The organism is Rhodococcus aetherivorans (assembly GCF_025722975.1).
GTDB classification, from domain to species: domain Bacteria; phylum Actinomycetota; class Actinomycetes; order Mycobacteriales; family Mycobacteriaceae; genus Rhodococcus; species Rhodococcus aetherivorans.
The window spans coordinates 3,145,565-3,164,258 of record NZ_CP106982.1; the positions used below are offsets into that span (position 1 = coordinate 3,145,565).

The following is an 18,694-nucleotide window of genomic DNA, read 5'->3' on the forward strand; positions in this document are numbered from 1 at the left end:
GGAGGGGCCCGGGTTGTCCGAGCCGGTCCCTAGACTGAGGAACCGTGACTCGTGCATCCACCTCCTCCGCGCCCGCCGCCACCGCCGGCGACCGACCGACCCTGTTGCTGCTCGACGGGCATTCCCTGGCGTTCCGCGCGTTCTACGCCCTGCCGGCGGAGAACTTCAAGACCCACAGCGGCCAGACCACCAACGCGGTGTACGGGTTCACCTCCATGCTCATCAACCTGCTGCGCGACGAGCAGCCCACCCACGTCGCCGCGGCCTTCGACGTCAACCGCGACACGTTCCGGGCGGCGGCGTACCCCGAGTACAAGGCCAATCGCAGCTCGGCGCCCGACGAGTTCCGCGGTCAGGTCGACATCACCAAGGACGTGCTCGAGGCGCTGGGCATCCCGGTGATGGCCGAGCCCGGCTACGAGGCCGACGACATCATCGCGACCCTGGCCACGCAGGCCGCCGCCCAGGGGTACCGGGTGCTCGTCGTCACCGGCGACCGGGACTCGCTGCAGTTGGTCACCGACGACGTGACCGTCCTCTATCCCCGGCGCGGGGTGTCGGACCTGACCCGGTTCACGCCCGGGGCGGTGGAGGAGAAGTACGGCCTGACCCCGCAGCAGTACCCCGACTTCGCGGCGCTGCGCGGGGATCCGAGCGACAACCTGCCCTCGATCCCGGGGGTGGGGGAGAAGACCGCCGCCAAATGGATCCGCGAGTTCGGCAGCCTCACCGAGCTCGTCGACCGCGTCGACGAGGTCCGCGGGAAGACCGGTGACGCCCTGCGCGCACACCTGTCCAGCGTGCTGCTCAACCGTCAGCTCACCGAGATGGTGCGGGACATGGCCCTGCCCTACACCCCCGATCAGCTGGCCCTGACCCCCTGGGACCGTGACCGCATCCACCGGCTGTTCGACGACCTCGAGTTCAAGGTGCTGCGCGACCGGCTGTTCGCGACCCTCAGCTCGGTCGAGCCGGAGGCCGAGGAGGGCTTCGAGGTGCGCGGCGGCGTGCTCGAGCCGGGCACGCTCGCCGGATGGCTCGCCGCGCACGCCGTGCCGGGCGTGCGGCACGGCATGGCGGTGCTCGGTTCCTGCGTCCCGTACGGCGGCGACGCCACGGCCGTGGCGATCGCCGCGGCCGACGGTGAGGGCGCGTACGTGAGCACCACCACCCTCACGCCCGAGGACGAGGCGGCGCTCGCCGCCTGGCTGGCCGACGCGGCCGTGCCCAAGGCGCTGCACGAGGCGAAGGCGGCCCTGCACGCACTGCGGGGCCGCGGGTGGACGCTGGCCGGGGTCACCAGCGACACCGCCCTCGCCGCCTACCTCGTGCGTCCCGGCCAGCGCACCTTCAACCTCGACGACCTGTCCCTGCGCTACCTCAAGCGGGAGCTTCGGGTGGAGGAGTCGGGGGAGCAGCAGCTCTCGCTGCTCGACGACGCCGACGCCGCCGACGCGAAGGCCGCGGAGGCGGCGATTCTGCGGGCCCGGGCGGTGGTGGACCTCGCCGCGGCCCTGGACACCGAGCTCGAGGGGATCGAGTCCACCGCCCTGCTGACCGACATGGAACTGCCCCTGCTGGGTGTGCTCGCCGACCTCGAGACGACCGGAATCGCGGTCGAGGCCGGACGGTTGGACGACCTGCAGTCCGGCTTCGCCGCGGACGTCGCCGCCGCGGCGTCGGCCGCCTACGACGTGATCGGCAAGCAGATCAACCTCGGCTCACCGAAGCAACTGCAGGTGGTGTTGTTCGACGAGTTGGGGATGCCGAAGACGAAGAAGACCAAGACCGGCTACACCACCGACGCCGAGGCGCTGCAGAATCTGTTCGAGCAGACCGGGCACCCGTTCCTCGAGCACCTGCTCGCGCACCGGGAAGCGATGAAGATGAAGACCACGGTCGACGGCCTGGTCAAGTCCATCGCCGACGACGGCCGGATCCACACCACCTTCAACCAGACCGTGGCCGCCACCGGCCGGTTGTCCTCGACCGAGCCGAACCTGCAGAACATCCCGGTGCGCACGGAGGCGGGCCGGCACATCCGCGACGCGTTCGTCGTCGGCCCCGGCTACGACCTGCTGCTCACCGCGGACTACAGCCAGATCGAGATGCGGATCATGGCGCACCTCTCCGGCGACGAGGGCCTGATCGAGGCGTTCAACACCGGCGAGGACCTGCACAGCTTCGTCGGTTCCCGGGCGTTCGGGGTGCCGATCGAGGAGGTCACTCCGGAGCTGCGGCGACGGGTCAAGGCGATGTCGTACGGGCTGGCCTACGGGCTCAGCGCGTACGGGCTGGCGCAGCAGCTGAAGATCTCCACCGAAGAGGCCCGCGAACAGATGGAGGCCTACTTCAACCGCTTCGGCGGCGTGCGCGACTACCTGCACGCCGTCGTCGAGCAGGCCCGCAAGGACGGCTACACCTCCACCCTCTACGGCCGCAGGCGCTACCTGCCGGATCTGAACAGCGACAACCGTCAGCGCCGGGAGGTCGCCGAGCGGGCCGCGCTCAACGCCCCGATCCAGGGCACCGCCGCCGACATCATCAAGGTCGCGATGATCGACGTGCAGGCGGCGCTGCGCGGGGCCGGGTTGCGGTCGCGCATGCTCCTGCAGGTGCACGACGAACTGGTGCTCGAGGTGACCGCCGACGAGCGCGAACAGGTGCAGCAGCTGGTGCGGGACAAGATGGCCTCGGTCATCGACCTGTCGGTTCCGCTGGACGTCTCGGTCGGCTTCGGGCGCAGCTGGGACGCCGCCGCGCACTGATCCCGACACGGCGGTGCGCACGTCCCGTCGCCCTGTCGCGGCGGGACGTGCGCACCCGGGGTCGCTCAGCCCTGCTTCTGGTTCTGTTCGGCGATCTGGCGGCGCACCTCGTCCATGTCGAGGGCCTTGACCTGGGTCACGAGGTCCTCGAGCGCGGCCGGGGGCAGGGCGCCGGCCTGGTTGAACACGAGGACGCCTTCGCGGAACGCCATGATCGTCGGGATGGACCGGATGTTCGCCGCCGCCGCGATGCCCTGTTCGGCCTCGGTGTCCACCTTGGCGTGCACGACATCCGGATGCTTTTCCGACGACGACTCGAAGGTGGGGGCGAAGGAGCGGCACGGCCCGCACCACGATGCCCAGAAGTCGACGAGAACCACGTCGTTACCGGTGATGATGTCGTCGAAGTTCTGCTGCGTGAGAGTCTGGGTGGCCACGGGGATCCTTTCGGTCGGGTACTGAACGCGTCAACGTCGTGTCGCGACCGTTTCTTCCCGCGGGTACCCGTTCTGCCCGTCGATACCCCCGTCGATACCTGCTGCGCCGGCTCCGAGCGCGTCCGTGGGCACCCGGTGGGTCACCGCACGCGGGCGGGTTCGGTGCGGAAGGTGCGACGGTAGCTGTGCGGGGTGGTGCGGCGCAGGCGCAGGAAGTGCTGCCGCAGGACCGCGGCCGTCCCGAAGCCGACGCGGTCGGCGATGACGTCGACGGGCAGGTCGGTGGTCTCGAGCAACCGTTGGGCCGCGAGGACCCGTTGATCGCGCAGCCAGCGGGCGGGCGTCGTCCCGGTCTCGGCCAGGAACCGCCGCGCGAAGGTCCGCGCGGACATGTGCGCCTTCGCGGCGAGCGCCGCCACGGGCAGATCCTCGTCGAGGTGCTCGGTCATCCAGTCGAGCAGGGGTGCGAGTGTCTCGGCGGGTGCCGTGGGCAGCGGCATGGCGACGTACTGGGCCTGCCCGCCGTCGCGGTGCGGCGGGACCACCATCCGGCGCGCGATGCCGTTGGCCACGTCGGAGCCCTGTTCCTTGCGGACGATGTGCAGGCACAGGTCGATTCCGGCGGCGGTGCCGGCACTGGTGAACACCGGGTCGTCGTCGACGTAGAGCACGTCCGGATCGACCTTCGCGGCCGGGAAGCGTTCGGCCAGCCGCGGGGCGTGGCGCCAGTGGGTGGTGCAGCGGCGATCGTCGAGCAGGCCGGCGGCGCCCAGCACGAACGCTCCCGTGCACAGGCTCGCGACCCGCGTGCCACGGTCCACCGCCGCCCGCAGCTTGGCGAACAGCGGCTGCAGGTCGGCGATCTCGTCGGCGACGCCGCACACGAACGACTCGTCCAGGTCGGCGATTCCGGTGCCGCCGGCGGGAATCACGATCAGATCCGCGTCGTCGAGGCGATCGAGATCGTAGGGGACGTCGATCGTGTACCCGAACCGGGTGGTGACCGGGCGGGGGCTGCCCGCGACGAGGCTGAAGTCGTACACGGGCAGCCCGTCGTCGGATCGGTCGAAGCCGAACACCTCGCAGGCGACGCCGAGTTCGAAGGCCTCGGTGCGGGGCAACAGCGGCACGACCACCGTCGTCAGCATGCCGCCCAGTCTGCCACCAGGTTGGCCGGAAATCGACGATACGTGTCGTTTCTGCCGCTGTCGGCGGGTCGGTCCGCGGACCAGGCTGAGACCATGACCGTCCTCCTGTTCGTCCTCGTCGTGTTCGTGGCGCTCGACGCCCTGGCGCTGGCCGGCCGGACGCCCGATACCCACCGCGAGGAAACCCAGTTCGGCGACTACCGCGTCTGACCCGGCACCGGGCCGCGGCGGCGCGGCGTCACACCACCCGCCACTCGCGTCGCGCCTCGCCGTCCCACCGCCGGATGCCGGCCGACACGCCCGTCAGCTCCCGGGTGCCCGCTCGGGTCGCCGTCAGCGCCGATCCGAGCCGGCCGGGCGGCACCCGGCGGGCCAGTGTCACGTGCGGGGTCCACTCGCCGGGCCGGATGTGCGCCGGGACACCCGGACAACCGTCGATCAGCGCGAACACCATCCGTTGCAGCTCGAGCAGTTCGGCCGTGGGCACCACCAGCCGCGCCACCGTCGCGGTACGCGAGCCGAACAGCACCATCCCCCCGAGCCGCACCGGCAACGGCTCGCCCGTGATCTGCTCCCGCATCGCCCCTTCCACGCCCGGCGGAATCGACGCGGCGACCGCGAGCGTGATGTGCGGGCGGTTCGACTCGGACCGATTGCGGGCCTGACTGGACAGTCCCACGTCCAGCAACCGCGACCATTCCTCGCGGACCGCCTGATCCAGACGGTCGTCGAGGAGCAGTTCCACCGACTGCACCATGGTGGGTAATGATTGCCGCATGACCGACGCCGTCGCAATCCCCGCCCCGCACCGCATCGGACTGCTCGAAGGAGACGGGATCGGTCACGAGATCGTCCCGGCCGCCCGCCGGGTGGTCGACGCCGCCGTCGCCGCCGTGCACGGCCCGGAGATCGACTGGGTGCCGCTGCCGCTCGGCGCCGATGCGATCGCCACCCACGGCACACCCACCCCCGAATCCACCCTCGACGCACTCGCGGGCCTGAACTCGTGGATCCTCGGACCGCACGACAGCGCCGCCTATCCCGACCCGTTCCGCGCGCAGCTCACCCCGGGCGGACAGATCCGCAAGCGGTTCGATCTGTACGCCAACATCCGTCCCGCCCGCGCCCTGCCCGGTGTCCGCGCCGTGTCCCCGCGCATGGATCTCGTCATCGTGCGGGAGAACACCGAAGGGCTCTACGCGGACCGCAACATGGTCGTCGGCAGCGGCGAATTCATGCCCACCCCCGACGTCGCGCTCGCCGTCGGCGTCGTCACCCGGGCGGCCTGCGAACGCATCGCCCACACGGCCTTCCGGCTCGCCACCCGTCGCCGCCGCCGCGTCACGATCGTGCACAAGGCCAACGTCCTGTCCCTGACCACCGGCCTGTTCCGGGACGTCTGCCGCGAGATCGGCGCACAGTATCCGTCGGTGACGGTGGACGACGAGCACGTCGACGCCATGGCCGCCCACCTCGTCCGCCACGGTGCCGACTACGACGTCGTCGTCACCGAGAACATGTTCGGCGACATCCTCTCCGACCTCGCGGGCGAACTGTCCGGCTCGCTCGGCACCGCGGCGTCGATCAACGCATCCGACACCCAGGCCATGGCGCAGGCCGCACACGGCGCCGCCCCGGACATCGCCGGCCGCAACCGCGCCAATCCCACGGCACTGATCCTGTCCGCCGCGATGCTCCTCGACCGGCTCGGCACCGCCCACGACCTGCCGGAGTTCGCCGCCGCGGCCCGCCGGATCGAGCACGCCGTCGACGCGACCGTCGAGGCGGGCGTGGCCACCGCGGATCTCGGCGGCCTCGCTTCGACCGCCGAATTCACCGAGGCCGTCGTCGCCCGCACTCGTCGCCGCTGAGCTCGCAGCTCTTGACCTCGAGTCGGCTCGAGGTCCTACCGTGGCCGCCATGACGACCGAGATCCTGCGCATCGACAAGTTCTCCGTGCCCGCGGCCGCACGGGAGACCTTCCTCGCCGCGGTCCACGAGACGCACCGCGAGCTGCGTACCCAGCCCGGGTTCCACGGCGACGACGTCGTCGAACTGTGCTCCGGCCCGAGCGAATACAACATCGTCACCGTGGTGCGCTGGGCGGACCACTCGGCACTGCAGCGGGCCCGGGCGGCCCTGCAGGAGAGCCACGCACGCCGGGGGTTCGACCCGGCCGCGTTCCGGCTCGAGCTCGGCGTCGTCGCCGACGTCGGCAACTACGTACCGGTCGCCGCCGGCGACCGGTAGGCAGGTGCGGCCGTCGACACCGAGGGCCGTCCGGGGCGGATTCCGTAATCCGGGCCCGCCGATGGATACTGTGCGGTTGTGGACGAACCAGCACCTACCGGACCGACCGGCCGCCGACGCCTCGTCGCGGGGCTGCTCGGGACGTTGCTGACGGCCGCGGTCCTGTCCGGCTGCGTCGTCAACACCGAGTCGACCGTGCCGCCCGGCGAACCGGTCGGCGCCGAACGGGTCGAGGCGATCGCCGACCAGCTGCCGGCGCCCGTCGCGGCGACCGGCGAGCTGAAGGTGGGCGTCAACGTGCCGTACGCCCCGAACGAGTTCAAGGACGACGACGGGCGCATCGTCGGTTTCGCGGTCGAACTCGTCGACGCCCTCGGCGACGTCCTCGGCGTCCGTCCGGTGTTCAGCGAATCCGACTTCGACCGCATCATCCCCGCAGTCCAGGCCGGCACGTTCGACATGGGTTCGTCGTCGTTCACCGACACCGAGGAACGCGAACAGTCCGTCGACTTCGTCACCTACTACAGCGCCGGCGTGCAATGGGCCCAGCGCGTCGGCGACGACGTAAACCCCGACAACGCCTGCGGGTTGCGGGTCGCGGTGCAGACCACCACCTACGAGGACATCGACGAGGTGCCCGCCAAGAGCGAGGCGTGCGTCGCCGCCGGCAAACCGCCGATCGACAAGGTCAAGTACGACAGCCAGGACGAGGCCACCAACGCCCTCATCCTCGGCCGTGTCGACGCCCTCTCGGCCGACTCGCCGATCACCGCGTACGCAATCGCCCGTAGCGACGGCCGGCTCGAAACCGCCGGAGCCGTGTTCGACGCCGCCCCCTACGGCTTCGTCGTCGCGAAGGGCTCGCCCCTCGGACCCGTGCTGCAGCAGGCGATGCAGCACCTCATCGACTCCGGCGTCTACGCGCGCATCGCGCAGCGGTGGGGCATGGAAGAAGGAACCATCGACACCGCGCAGATCAACGCGGCGACGAGCTGAGCGAAAGGGGTGCGATGAGCGACCGCTCGACATCCGTCACCGGACCGGAACCGCAGACCGAACCGGAAACCATCAAGGCCGTGCCGCTGCGCCGGCCCGGCCGCTGGATCGCCGGCATCGTCGTCGCCGTGCTGCTGGCGCTGTTCCTCTACGGCGCCGCCACCAACGAGGCGTACCGCTGGGACGTGTACGCGCAGTACCTGTTCGACCGCCGCATCACCGAGGCGGCCTGGAAGACCGTGCAGCTGACCGTGCTGGCGATGCTGCTCGCCGTGCTCCTCGGCGTGCTCCTCGCGGTCATGCGCCTGTCACCGAACCCGGTGCTCAAGACCGTCTCGTGGGTGTATCTGTGGATCTTCCGCGGCACCCCCGTCTACGTGCAGCTGGTGTTCTGGGGTCTGTTCCCCTCGATCTACAAGCAGCTCGACCTCGGCATCCCGTTCGTGCACCAGTTCGTGCACATCGACCTGCAGGGCATCAACGCCGCCTTCCTGTTCGCCGTGATCGGCCTCGGGCTGAACGAGGCCGCCTACATGGCCGAGATCGTGCGCGCCGGGATCGGCTCGGTCCCCGAAGGCCAGACGGAGGCCTCGGTGGCGCTCGGCATGTCGTGGTCGCAGACCATCCGCCGCACCGTCCTGCCGCAGGCGATGCGGGTGATCATTCCGCCGACGGGCAACGAGCTCATCAGCATGCTCAAGACCACCTCGCTGGTCGCGGCGGTGCCGTACAGCCTCGAGCTCTACGGCCGCGCCCGGGACATCTCCGGCGCCAACTTCCAGCCCATCCCGCTGCTGCTGGTCGCCGCCACGTGGTACCTGGCCATCACGAGCCTGCTCATGGTGGGCCAGTACTTCCTGGAACGGCACTACTCGAAGGGCCTGAGCCGCCAGCTCACCGCGCGGCAGTTGCAGGCTCTCGCCGACGCGCAGGGCAAGCCCGTCCCCGTCGAGCCCGGCGCGGCGCAGGCACCCGACATCCCCGGAGGAGAACGCCGATGACACCGATGGTCCAGGCCGACCGGGTCTACAAGAGCTACGGTGCCCTGCGGGTGCTCAACGGCATGTCGCTCGACGTGCCCGACGGCACCGTGGCATGCCTGATCGGGCCCTCCGGCTCCGGTAAGTCCACCTTCCTGCGCTGCATCAACCACCTCGAGAACATCGACGCCGGCCGCCTGCACGTCGACGGCCATTTCGTCGGCTACGCCGAACGCGGGGGCAAGCTCTACGAGCTGAGCCCGCGGGCGGCGGCCAAGCAGCGCCGCGAGATCGGCATGGTGTTCCAGCACTTCAACCTGTTTCCGCACCGCACGGCCCTCGAGAACGTCATCGAGGCGCCGATGCTGGTGAAGAAGATGCGCCGCGCCGACGCCGTCGCGCTGGGGCGGGAACTGCTCGACAAGGTCGGGCTCGCGGCCAAGGCCGACGCCTACCCGGCCCAGCTCTCCGGCGGCCAGCAGCAGCGCGTGGCCATCGCCCGCGCCCTGGCCATGGAGCCGAAGCTCATGCTCTTCGACGAGCCCACCTCCGCCCTGGACCCCGAGCTCGTCGGCGAGGTTCTCGCGGTGATGCGGGACCTCGCCGCCGGCGGGATGACGATGATGGTGGTCACCCACGAGATGGGCTTCGCCCGCGAGGTCGCCGACCAACTGGTGTTCATGGACGGCGGCGTGGTCGTCGAAGCCGGTGCTCCCAGGGAACTGCTGCGCAATCCGCAGCACGAACGAACCCAGTCGTTCCTGTCCAAGCTGCTCTAGCGGTCGGGCCTCCTCAGCGGCCGCTGTCGGGCTCTCCGCAGTGTTCGGCGATCACGGCCCGCGCTGCGCGCTCCAGCGCGACGGCCGCGTCCCAGCCGTCTCCGGACGGGAGGATCGGCTCGCCGACGACGAGGTGGATCGCTCCGCGGTGGATGATCCTGCCGTGATCGGGCCACATCATCGCGCGGGTGCCGGTGATCGCGACGGGGACCACCGGAAGACCCGCCCGTGCGGCGATCACGAACGCACCCAGGTGGAAGGACCGGAGCCCGGGCACCGGCGACAGCGCGCCTTCGGGGAACACCACCAGGCGGCCCCCGGCGCGTGCCTCCTCGACCAGCCGATCGGCGTCGGCCACGCTCTGCTCACGTTCGGTCCGTTCGACGAACCGCGTACCGATCCGCCGCAGGAGGAAACCGACGAACGGCTTGCGCTCGAAGACCTCCCCGGCCACGAACGTGTAGCGGCCCGGCAGGATCGTCGACAACGCGATGCCGTCGAGGAAGCTGGCGTGGTTGGCGACCACTACGCAGTTCGGCAGCCGCACGAGATGCTCGGCCCCCTGCGCGGTCACCGGGGTGCGGGTCAGGCGGGCGAGACCGCGGGCGGCCCTGCGCGCGGCCGCGCGGCGCGCCGGGAGGCGGGGCAGCACCGCCATGGCGATCAGGGTCGGCAGGCCGACCGCGAATACCATCGACCAGCACCACAGGGCGAACGCACCGGTCCGGACGAGCTGCGCCGCCCGCCGCAGGCTCGGGATCGCGCCGCGGACCGCGAAGCGGGTCAGCTGCCACCACACCGGCCGGGGACGGGCCCGCACGTCGCCCTGCTCGTAGCGTTGCCGGGTGGCGGAACGCCGGATCTTGCCGCTCGAGGTCTTGCGCACCGTTCCGGGTGGGGCGAGCACGATGTCGTCCGGCGGTGTTCCGAGCAGATCCACGGAGACCCCGACGATGCGCTCCCGGAGCCGGTCCAGGGTGGCTGTCTCGGTCTCGCGCGTCTCGGCCAGCACGACCAGGCGTTCGGTGCCGGCGGTCTGCGCGGAGGTCGCGAAGACCGCCACGCAGCCCTTCCGGAGTCCCGGGATCTCGCCCACCGCCCGCTCGAGCTCCTCCGGGTGCAGGTTGCGGCCCGCGCGGATGACGAGGTCCTTGATGCGGCCGGTGACGTAGAGTTCGCCGTCGTCGAGATAGCCGAGGTCGCCGGTGTCGAGCCAGCCGTGCCGGGACAGCGCCTTGGTCGCCTGCGGGTTGCGGAAGTACCCCGCGGTGGCCGAGGGGCCGCGGAACTCGATCCGGCCCTCGCGCCGGTCGCCGAGCACGTTCGCAGCCGAGTCGACCACCCGGATCCGGTGATCCGGGATCGGCCGGCCGCAGGCGACGAAGCGCAGCGGGTTCGGGTCCTCGTCGGTGGCGGGGGCCGCCCGGCCGGTGCGCAGGAAACGTTCGCGGGCGACCGAATCGATCACCGGTCCCCGTCCCACAGGCGGGAAGGTGAGGCCGACACATGCTTCGGCCAGCCCGTAGACCGGGGCCAGGGACTCGCGGCGGAGTCCGTAGGCGGCGAACCGCTCGCCGAACCGGATCACGGTGTCCGCGTTCACGGCCTCGGCGCCGTTGAACAGCATGCGCAGCGAGCCGAGGTCGAGCCCCTCGACGTCGGCGTCGGCGATTCGGCGCAGGCACAACTCGTAGGCGAAGTTCGGAGCCGCCGACAGGGTGCCGCGGTGGGTGTGGATCGCCCACAGCCACTGCGCCGGGCGGGCGAGGAACTCCAGCGGGGACATCACCGCCAGCGGCACCCCGAAGTACAGGCCGGACAACCAGGCGCCGATCAGGCCCATGTCGTGGTAGAGCGGCAGCCAGCTGACGAAGACGTCGGAGGTGGAGACCTCGGCTGCCTTGCCCATCGCACGGATGTTGGCGAGCAGATTCGCGTGGGTCAGGGTCACGCCCTTGGGGTCGCCGGTGCTGCCGGAGGTGTACTGCAACAGGGCGATGTCGCCGGCGCCGCGCGGTCCGCCGGTCGCCTCCCCGCAGCCGGCCAGGTCGCCCGGGGTCAGGACGTGGCGCACCGTCTCAACCTGGCCGCGCGTCAACCGGGCCAGGCGGGCGGCCTCCGGGTCGGTGACCAGCACACGGGTCCGTGCGTTGTCGAGAATGTGCACCTGCCGACGGAGGTGCTCGGCGAGCTGGGAGGGACGCGCCGGCGGATAGACCGGTACCGGGACGCCCCCGGCCAGGAGCACGCCGGTGAACGTGGTGAAGTAGTCCCGGCTGGTGGGGAGCATGAGGCCGACCGCGTCACCGGGCCGGAGATCGTGGGCGAGCAGCGCGGCGGACACCGTGGCAGCCGCGGAATGCAGCTCGCCGTAGCTGATCTCGCTCTGGTGTCCCTCGGTGAGAATGCGCAGGTGGACCCGATCCGGATGGGTGCGGGCGTGCCACGAGAGCGCCTCGGTCAGGGTCGCGGTCGCGTCCGGCGTCCGGTCGGTGCATGGGGGCGCCGCCCGTCGCGCGGGCACCGGCCGGCGGCGCTCCCGCGCGGGTGCGTGGTGCACCGCCGTCAGCAGCTGACGCGGGGTGGTCACGGTGCCGAGCACCCCACGCTCCAGGCTCACCCCGAACGCATCCTCGACGCGGGAGATCAGCTCGGTGACCGCGAGACTGTCGAGCCCGAGATCACGATCGAAGACGCTGTCGAGCCGTGTGCCGGCCGCGCGATCGACCGTGTACCTCTCGGCCACCAGATCCCGGACCACCGAGAGCAGCAGGGCATCGTCCTGCCCCGGGGTCGCAGGCTCGCTCACGGTCGTCTCCCGTCTGTGGGAGGGACGGGTCGTCCTGCTGCCCAACATAGGCGGCCGCTCCGGCGACCAGAAGGGCCGAAGGCCCCCGGGTGCCGGTTCACGCGGACCCGGTGCCTGCTCGGTGCCGGGGCGCCCGGAGAAGCCGGAACGGCTCGACGAGCAGAAGCATCGCCACCGCGAGGTAGAACGCCACCGCGAGCTGCGGCAGGAACGCCGCCAGGAGGGTCGATGCGGCCATGAGTACCGCCACCGACCATCGTTCCCGGGCCAGCGCCGGCAGTTCGGCCCGGCCCGCCTCGTCGGTCAGGTCGGCGTTGCGCACGGCGTAGGCGATCAGCACGTTGCTCATGAGTATCGCCAGGGTCAGGTTCAGGCCGAACGCCACCGTGGCCGGCCTTCGCGCCGCGTCGGACAGGTGGGTCGCCATCAGGCTGGTGGTGAACGGCAGGAAGGTCACGAACAGCAACAGCAGCAGATTCAGGCGCAGGAAGACCCCGTCGGTCGCCCGCAGCAACCGGGTGAGGTTGCTGTGCTCGACCCACACACCACCGATGAAGGCGAAGCTGACCAGGTATCCCAGGAAGGAGGGCCACTCGGCGCGCAGGTCCTCGAGCAGCCGGGCTGCGGATTCGGGTACGTCCAGTTCGAGGACGAGCAGGGTGATCACGATCGCGAAGACGCCGTCGGAGAACGCGTCGAGCCGCGTGGTGGGCAGCAACCGGCCGCCGTGCCGCGGCGGGTCGCGGTGATCGGCGCGGGGCGCTCGCGGTGCGCCGGAGTCGTCCTCGGCGGGCGTCACCCCACGACCATGACACAGGCAGGGACCGGGCATCGGCCGGACGGGTGATCGGCCGGGCGGGCGGTCGCGGGCGGGTCAGTCCGGTTTACGGCTGCAGAAGATCGCGGTGCCGGGGAACAGTTCCCCGCGCAGCGGGCTCCACTGGCCCCACTCGCGGTCGAGCCCCTCCGGCCATTCGGGTTCGACGATGTCGCGTACCTCGAGGCCGGCCGCGACGAGTTCTCGGACCCGATCCCCGACGGTGCGGTGATGCTCGACGTAGGTGGGGACGCCGGCCTCGTCGACCTCCACGTACGGGGTGCGGTCGAAGTACGGCAGCATCGCGGTCAGTCCCCGCTCACCGGGGTCGTCCGGGAAGATCCAGCGGATCGGGTGGTTGACCGCGAACACCCAGATCCCGCCCGGGCGCAGTACCCGCGCGACCTCCCGCATGACCCGCGCCGAGTCGGCGACGAACGGTACCGCCCCGAACGCCGAGCACGCGATGTCGAAGCTCTCGTCCGGGAAGGGCAGGTCCTCCGCGCCGGCCTGCACGAGCGGTACCCGCGGCCCGCCGCGGTCCATCGCGGTCAGCCCGCGCGCGAGCATCCCCATGGAGATGTCCAGACCCACCGCCCGGGCGCCCCGGCCCGCGAGCCAGCGGGCGCACGGCGCCGACCCGCAGCCGAGCTCGAGGACGTCCTTGCCGGCGACGTCGCCGAGCAGGTGCACGTCGCCCTCGTGCAGCCCCTCCGGGCACCACACGAACTCGCCCTCCGCCGAGTCCACGCCGAGGAACTCGCCGTGGGTGCGGTGGTAGTCCGCGGCGTCGGCGTCCCACCAGGTGCGGCTCGCGCGCTCACTGTCCCGCGTGCCGAGGCGGGCCCGACCTGCGCGGGTGGCTCCCAGGACGGACTGGGCGTGGGCGTGACGGTCGTCGGACATGTCGTTCAGCGTAGAGCCGCGGGCCCGCCGCGCCCGGGCCGGGTTTGCCCAGCTAGCACCGGGACGCGTAGCCTGATGATCGCGAGTGTCCGCCCGTGGCCCGATAAGGATCCGGCGCGGGCGCCCGCGGCGGAGTGTGCGTGGCGTTCGCGCGGCGCGCGGGCCGCTTGTCCGACCGAACTTCATCAACCGATACCAACCCGTCCGGAGCAACTCAACACATGCCCTCCACCACCGTCACCTCGCCGCAGGTAGCCGTCAACGACATCGGCTCCGCCGAGGATTTCCTCGCCGCCATCGACGCCACGATCAAGTACTTCAACGATGGCGACATCGTGGAAGGCACCATCGTCAAGGTTGATCGCGACGAGGTGCTGCTCGACATCGGTTACAAGACCGAAGGCGTCATCCCGTCCCGCGAGCTCTCCATCAAGCACGACGTCGACCCCAACGAGGTCGTCTCCGTCGGCGACGAGGTCGAGGCCCTGGTTCTCACCAAGGAGGACAAGGAAGGCCGCCTGATCCTGTCGAAGAAGCGTGCGCAGTACGAGCGCGCGTGGGGCACGATCGAGGAGCTCAAGGAGAAGGACGAGGCCGTCAAGGGCACCGTCATCGAGGTCGTCAAGGGCGGCCTGATCCTCGACATCGGCCTGCGTGGCTTCCTGCCCGCGTCGCTCGTCGAGATGCGCCGCGTCCGCGATCTGCAGCCGTACGTCGGCAAGGAGATCGAGGCCAAGATCATCGAGCTCGACAAGAACCGCAACAACGTGGTCCTGTCGCGTCGCGCCTGGCTCGAGCAGACCCAGTCCGAGGTCCGCAGCGAGTTCCTGCACCAGCTCCAGAAGGGCCAGGTCCGCAAGGGCGTCGTGTCCTCCATCGTCAACTTCGGCGCGTTCGTCGATCTGGGCGGGGTCGACGGTCTGGTGCACGTCTCCGAGCTGTCCTGGAAGCACATCGACCACCCGTCCGAGGTCGTCGAGGTCGGCAACGAGGTCACGGTCGAGGTTCTCGACGTCGATCTCGACCGGGAGCGCGTGTCGCTCTCGCTCAAGGCCACCCAGGAAGACCCGTGGCGTCAGTTCGCCCGGACCCACGCGATCGGTCAGATCGTCCCGGGCAAGGTCACCAAGCTCGTTCCGTTCGGCGCGTTCGTCCGCGTCGAGGAGGGCATCGAGGGCCTGGTGCACATCTCCGAGCTCGCCGAGCGCCACGTGGAGGTTCCGGACCAGGTCGTGGCCGTGGGCGACGACGCGATGGTCAAGGTCATCGACATCGACCTCGAGCGTCGCCGCATCTCGCTGTCGCTGAAGCAGGCGAACGAGGACTACAACGCCGAGTTCGACCCGTCGAAGTACGGCATGGCCGACAGCTACGACGAGCAGGGCAACTACATCTTCCCCGAGGGCTTCGACCCCGAGACCAACGAATGGCTCGAGGGCTTCGAGAAGCAGCGTGAGGAGTGGGAGTCCCGCTACGCGGAGGCCGAGCGTCGCCACAAGATGCACACCGCGCAGATCGAGAAGATGGCTGCCGACGAGGCCGCCGAGGCTGCCGCGGGTGTCTCCGGCACCAACTACTCGTCGGAGACGGGTGCCGAGACCGGCACCGCCGAGTCGACCGGTGGTTCGCTGGCCAGCGACGCGCAGCTCGCCGCGCTGCGCGAGAAGCTGTCCGGCAACGCCTGACACGTTCGATCGAGGGGCCCCGCACCTGCCGGTGCGGGGCCCCTCGCGTTCTCCGCGCCGGCAGACAGCCTGCACCGGACGCTGGTCCCCCCGGAAAAGGCCGCGGCCCCGCTCCTCGAGGAGCGGGGCCGCGGCCTTTTCCGGGGGCCGACCGGATGCCGGAGGTGCTCAGCTCACCGCCGGGGTGCTGGCCCACTGGGCCGGCAGTTCGGCGGCGCGCTTGCGGATCGCCGCCTGGCTGTGGCGGGCGTTGCTGAGCAGCATGGTGAACCAGTTACGCCGGTGCTCGGCGAGCGCGGCGGCGACCTCGGGGATGAGGATGCAGTGAACACCGTTCTCCATGCCGAGGCGATGCCGACCGGGCAGCTGAGGGGAGGATCGCATGCGGTGCCTTTTCGAGTGGGGCGGGTAATGACGATGGTCGGACGCTCGGTCCGACGATATCCGACGCGCCGATGATACTGGGGCAGGCGAGGCGGGTGAGATGGGCGTGTTGCCGACGAAATCCCAGGTCGCGACCAGTCCGTGACCCCGTTGTGACTGCAGTGTGACGACCGACCGGTGTCCGGCACCCGGATCGGTGATGCGACACTGTTCGACGTGCTGAGACTCGGACTGACCGGAGGCATCGGAGCGGGCAAATCCACCGTCTCCCACGAACTCGTCGCGCTGGGGGCGGTGCTCGTCGACGCGGACACCATCGCCCGCGAAGTCGTCGCGCCGGGCACCGAGGGCCTGGCCGAACTCGCCGCGGCCTTCGGTGACGACATCCTGCTGCCGGACGGATCCCTGAACCGACCGGCGTTGGCCGCCAAGGCCTTTGCCAGCGACGAGGCGCGGGCGGTGCTCAACGCGATCACCCATCCCCGGGTGGGGGCGCGCACCGCCGAACTGGTCGCCGCCGCACCCGCCGACGCCATCGTCGTCCAGGACATCCCGCTCCTCGTCGAGGGCGGCATGGCGCCCGCGTTCCATCTCGTCGCCGTGGTGCACACCGACGCCGGCGAGCGCCTGCGCCGCCTGGTCGAACTGCGGGCGATGCCCGAGGGCGACGCGCGTGCCCGCATCGCCGCCCAGGCCACCGACGAACAGCGCCGCGCGGCCGCGGACGTCTGGCTGGACAACAACGGCGACCGGGACGCCCTCGCGGCGGCCGTGCGCGCCCTGTGGACCGAGCGGCTCGTGCCGTTCGAGGCGAACCTGCGCAGCCGCACCCCCGTGCAGCCGGCGCCGGTGCTCCGCGACCCGAATCCGGACTGGCACCGGCAGGCGCAGCGGCTGATCGGCCGGCTCGCGCTCGCCGCCGGGGGCGGCGCCGTGCGGATCGACCACATCGGCTCGACCGCCGTGCCCGGGCTGGCCGCCGTCGATGTGCTCGACCTCCAGATCACCGTGCCGGACCTCGCCGCGGCGGACGCACTCGAGGACCCCCTCGCCGGCGCCGGATTCCCCCGCATCGCCCACGTCGACCACGACGACCCGCGGCCGTCGTACGGTGCCGGCGGCGAGACCGACCCGGCCGTGTGGGGCGCGCGCCTGCACGGCAGCGCCGACCCCGGTCGGCCCGCGTACGTGCATCTGCGGGTGCAGGGCTGGCCCGGCCAGCAGTTCGCCCTGCTGCTGCGGGACTGGTTGCGCGCGAACCCCGAGGCCGTCGCCGAATTCGCCGAGATCAAGCAGGCCGCGGCCCGTGACGCGGCCGCCCGGCACGACCCGGCCGAGGCCGCCGCCGTCTACGCCGGGGAGAAGGCCCCCTGGTTCGACGGCGCCTACACGCGTGCCTGGGAGTGGGCAGAGAAGACCGGCTGGTCGGCCTGACGCCCGGACCGAGGCGGGACCCGCTCAGCGCCAGCTGACCGGCATGGCCAGCGCGGCCAGCCAGGCATCGAGATCGTGGCCGTGCGTGGCGATGCCGTCCACCGCCCGCAACGCCCGCTGCACCGCGCGCTCGGCGGTCCCCGGATCCAGCAGTCCCGCCGCCGCGGCGGCGAGCAGTTCGTCGACGTCCTCGACGGCGGTGTCGCGGCCGGTGCGCACCACGAGATCGAGGTAGTGGTCGCGCGAGTGCCACACGTTCCCCTCGCACCAGAACTCGCCGACGTCGACGTACCGGTCCTGGTCGCGTTCGAAACCGGGCCGGAAGTGGAAGATCGACGCGCGCAGGCCGAGGTCCGGCAGCAGCCACGACTCGAGATACCCGAACTGCGGGTGGTCGGCGGGCCGCGCCATGTACAGGCCCCACCGCTCGACCCGGTACACCTCCACCTCCCGCACGATGCCCTTCGGGTCGACGTTCGTGTGCGCGGCCACATCGAAGGTCTCGACCTTTACGTGGTGAAGTTTCGCCTCGGGCATGGGCTGAACGTTACTGCGGTCCGGGCCGGTAAACCCGCCGGTGCCGGACCTACCGGCCCGCCGGCCCGGCCGGCACCACCGTCGTCGTCTCGTGCCCGTTGTCCTGCACGAGCGCGGAGGCGGGCAGCCGCCACAGCGCGCCGGCCTGGACGTAGTCGCCGGCCGACCCCGCGAAGTTCACCACCGTGACGACAAAGACGGTGAGGACGAAGTCGACGGGCACGGCGAACAGCAAGGCCACCAGGACCGCGCCCCACAGCGCCACGGGGGCGAGCGTGACGGTCACGGCCGCGTTCCGCGTGAGCCAGGCGTCGCTGCCCGTCGTAAGGAAGGGGAACCGCACCGCGTACGTCGGGCGCACGCCGGAGAGGATCCGGGAGACCAGGCCGTGGGTCAGTTCGTGCACCGCCAGGTAGCCGAGGCACGCCACGACGGTGACGACGACCGTGGGCGCCGTGCCCCACCCGCTCCGCAGCGGCAGGCCCAGGACCACTGCCGCGCCGAGGAGCACGGCGACGGTGAGGACGAGGACGGTCCGGACGGCCGCGGCCGCCCGCGTGTCGTTCTTCAGGTCCAGCCGGGTGTGGACCCGATAGTCCGGTGGGGGCGCCACCGCGGGCTTCGGGTCGTTGCGAGCGTTCACGTGTACCCCCTGGATTTCGCGGTCTCCCGGGCGGACGGTCCGACGAGAGCCGACGGTGGACGGGCGGGCCGGTCCGACCGATCATGCCCGGCGGACGACTCCGTGTCCCGGCGGACGACTC

At 71.2% G+C, this 18,694-nt stretch carries 17 protein-coding genes; 8 read left to right on the top strand and 9 right to left on the bottom strand.

Features of this window, described 5'->3' with window-relative positions; translation table 11 throughout:
* The first annotated feature begins 44 nt into the window (after nucleotides 1-44).
* Nucleotides 45-2,768, top strand: coding sequence for a DNA polymerase I (polA, locus tag OCS65_RS14285; protein WP_050035317.1), 2,724 nt, complete (start codon nucleotides 45-47; stop codon nucleotides 2,766-2,768).
* Between the two features lie 65 nt (nucleotides 2,769-2,833).
* Here polA and trxA read toward each other — a convergent pair whose 3' ends face one another.
* From trxA to OCS65_RS14300, 3 genes are all read right to left on the bottom strand, one after another.
* The gene (gene trxA, locus OCS65_RS14290) at nucleotides 2,834-3,205 is read right to left on the bottom strand and encodes a thioredoxin (RefSeq protein WP_006941139.1); all 372 of its coding nucleotides are present in this window, start codon (nucleotides 3,203-3,205) and stop codon (nucleotides 2,834-2,836) included.
* Between the two features lie 140 nt (nucleotides 3,206-3,345).
* A complete protein-coding gene (locus OCS65_RS14295) occupies nucleotides 3,346-4,353 on the bottom strand; it encodes a GlxA family transcriptional regulator (protein WP_029544004.1) in 1,008 nt (335 codons plus the stop codon).
* A gap of 238 nt (nucleotides 4,354-4,591) precedes the next feature.
* Entirely contained in the window at nucleotides 4,592-5,110 is a 519-nt protein-coding gene (locus OCS65_RS14300) for a 2'-5' RNA ligase family protein (RefSeq protein WP_029544002.1), read from the bottom strand.
* A 19-nt stretch (nucleotides 5,111-5,129) separates the two neighbouring features.
* On the opposite strand from OCS65_RS14300, the gene OCS65_RS14305 reads away from it, so the two are divergent.
* The 5 genes from OCS65_RS14305 (at nucleotide 5,130) to OCS65_RS14325 (ending at nucleotide 9,358) form a co-directional block, all read left to right on the top strand.
* On the top strand, nucleotides 5,130-6,224 hold the full coding sequence (locus OCS65_RS14305) for an isocitrate/isopropylmalate dehydrogenase family protein (RefSeq protein ID WP_006941144.1): 1,095 nt from the start codon (nucleotides 5,130-5,132) through the stop codon (nucleotides 6,222-6,224).
* Nucleotides 6,225-6,273: 49 nt separating this feature from the next.
* The gene (locus tag OCS65_RS14310) at nucleotides 6,274-6,603 is read left to right on the top strand and encodes an antibiotic biosynthesis monooxygenase family protein (protein WP_029543999.1); all 330 of its coding nucleotides are present in this window, start codon (nucleotides 6,274-6,276) and stop codon (nucleotides 6,601-6,603) included.
* A gap of 132 nt (nucleotides 6,604-6,735) precedes the next feature.
* A complete protein-coding gene (locus OCS65_RS14315; RefSeq protein WP_044476202.1) occupies nucleotides 6,736-7,599 on the top strand; it encodes an ABC transporter substrate-binding protein in 864 nt (287 codons plus the stop codon).
* A gap of 14 nt (nucleotides 7,600-7,613) precedes the next feature.
* Nucleotides 7,614-8,600, top strand: coding sequence for an amino acid ABC transporter permease (locus OCS65_RS14320; protein ID WP_006941147.1), 987 nt, complete (start codon nucleotides 7,614-7,616; stop codon nucleotides 8,598-8,600).
* Complete coding sequence (locus OCS65_RS14325) at nucleotides 8,597-9,358, top strand: amino acid ABC transporter ATP-binding protein (RefSeq protein WP_006941148.1); 762 nt, start codon at nucleotides 8,597-8,599, stop codon at nucleotides 9,356-9,358. The genes OCS65_RS14320 and OCS65_RS14325 overlap by 4 nt, the downstream gene beginning before the upstream one ends.
* Before the next feature lie 13 nt (nucleotides 9,359-9,371).
* Here OCS65_RS14325 and OCS65_RS14330 read toward each other — a convergent pair whose 3' ends face one another.
* From OCS65_RS14330 to OCS65_RS14340, 3 genes are all read right to left on the bottom strand, one after another.
* Nucleotides 9,372-12,167 carry an AMP-binding protein gene (locus OCS65_RS14330; protein ID WP_006941149.1) on the bottom strand — a complete coding sequence of 932 codons (2,796 nt, stop codon included), beginning with the start codon at nucleotides 12,165-12,167 and terminating at the stop codon, nucleotides 9,372-9,374.
* Between the two features lie 97 nt (nucleotides 12,168-12,264).
* Entirely contained in the window at nucleotides 12,265-12,966 is a 702-nt protein-coding gene (locus OCS65_RS14335) for a TMEM175 family protein (protein WP_006941151.1), read from the bottom strand.
* A 75-nt stretch (nucleotides 12,967-13,041) separates the two neighbouring features.
* On the bottom strand, nucleotides 13,042-13,890 hold the full coding sequence (locus OCS65_RS14340; RefSeq protein ID WP_006941153.1) for a class I SAM-dependent methyltransferase: 849 nt from the start codon (nucleotides 13,888-13,890) through the stop codon (nucleotides 13,042-13,044).
* A gap of 221 nt (nucleotides 13,891-14,111) precedes the next feature.
* Here OCS65_RS14340 and rpsA point away from each other — a divergent pair, with 221 nt between their 5' ends.
* Nucleotides 14,112-15,575, top strand: coding sequence for a 30S ribosomal protein S1 (gene rpsA, locus OCS65_RS14345; protein ID WP_029543987.1), 1,464 nt, complete (start codon nucleotides 14,112-14,114; stop codon nucleotides 15,573-15,575).
* 168 nt (nucleotides 15,576-15,743) lie between these two features.
* Here the strand turns inward: rpsA and OCS65_RS14350 are convergent, their stop codons facing one another.
* The gene (locus OCS65_RS14350) at nucleotides 15,744-15,959 is read right to left on the bottom strand and encodes a hypothetical protein (protein ID WP_006948069.1); all 216 of its coding nucleotides are present in this window, start codon (nucleotides 15,957-15,959) and stop codon (nucleotides 15,744-15,746) included.
* A 216-nt stretch (nucleotides 15,960-16,175) separates the two neighbouring features.
* On the opposite strand from OCS65_RS14350, the gene coaE reads away from it, so the two are divergent.
* A complete protein-coding gene (gene coaE / locus OCS65_RS14355; RefSeq protein WP_029543986.1) occupies nucleotides 16,176-17,393 on the top strand; it encodes a dephospho-CoA kinase in 1,218 nt (405 codons plus the stop codon).
* 24 nt (nucleotides 17,394-17,417) lie between these two features.
* On the opposite strand, the gene OCS65_RS14360 is transcribed toward coaE, so the two are convergent.
* Together OCS65_RS14360 and OCS65_RS14365 are read right to left on the bottom strand one after the other, a co-directional pair.
* Complete coding sequence (locus OCS65_RS14360; RefSeq protein ID WP_006948072.1) at nucleotides 17,418-17,930, bottom strand: ribonuclease FAU-1 family protein; 513 nt, start codon at nucleotides 17,928-17,930, stop codon at nucleotides 17,418-17,420.
* Between the two features lie 49 nt (nucleotides 17,931-17,979).
* Entirely contained in the window at nucleotides 17,980-18,573 is a 594-nt protein-coding gene (locus OCS65_RS14365) for a DUF3267 domain-containing protein (RefSeq protein WP_050035313.1), read from the bottom strand.
* Between the last annotated feature and the right edge of the window lie 121 nt (nucleotides 18,574-18,694).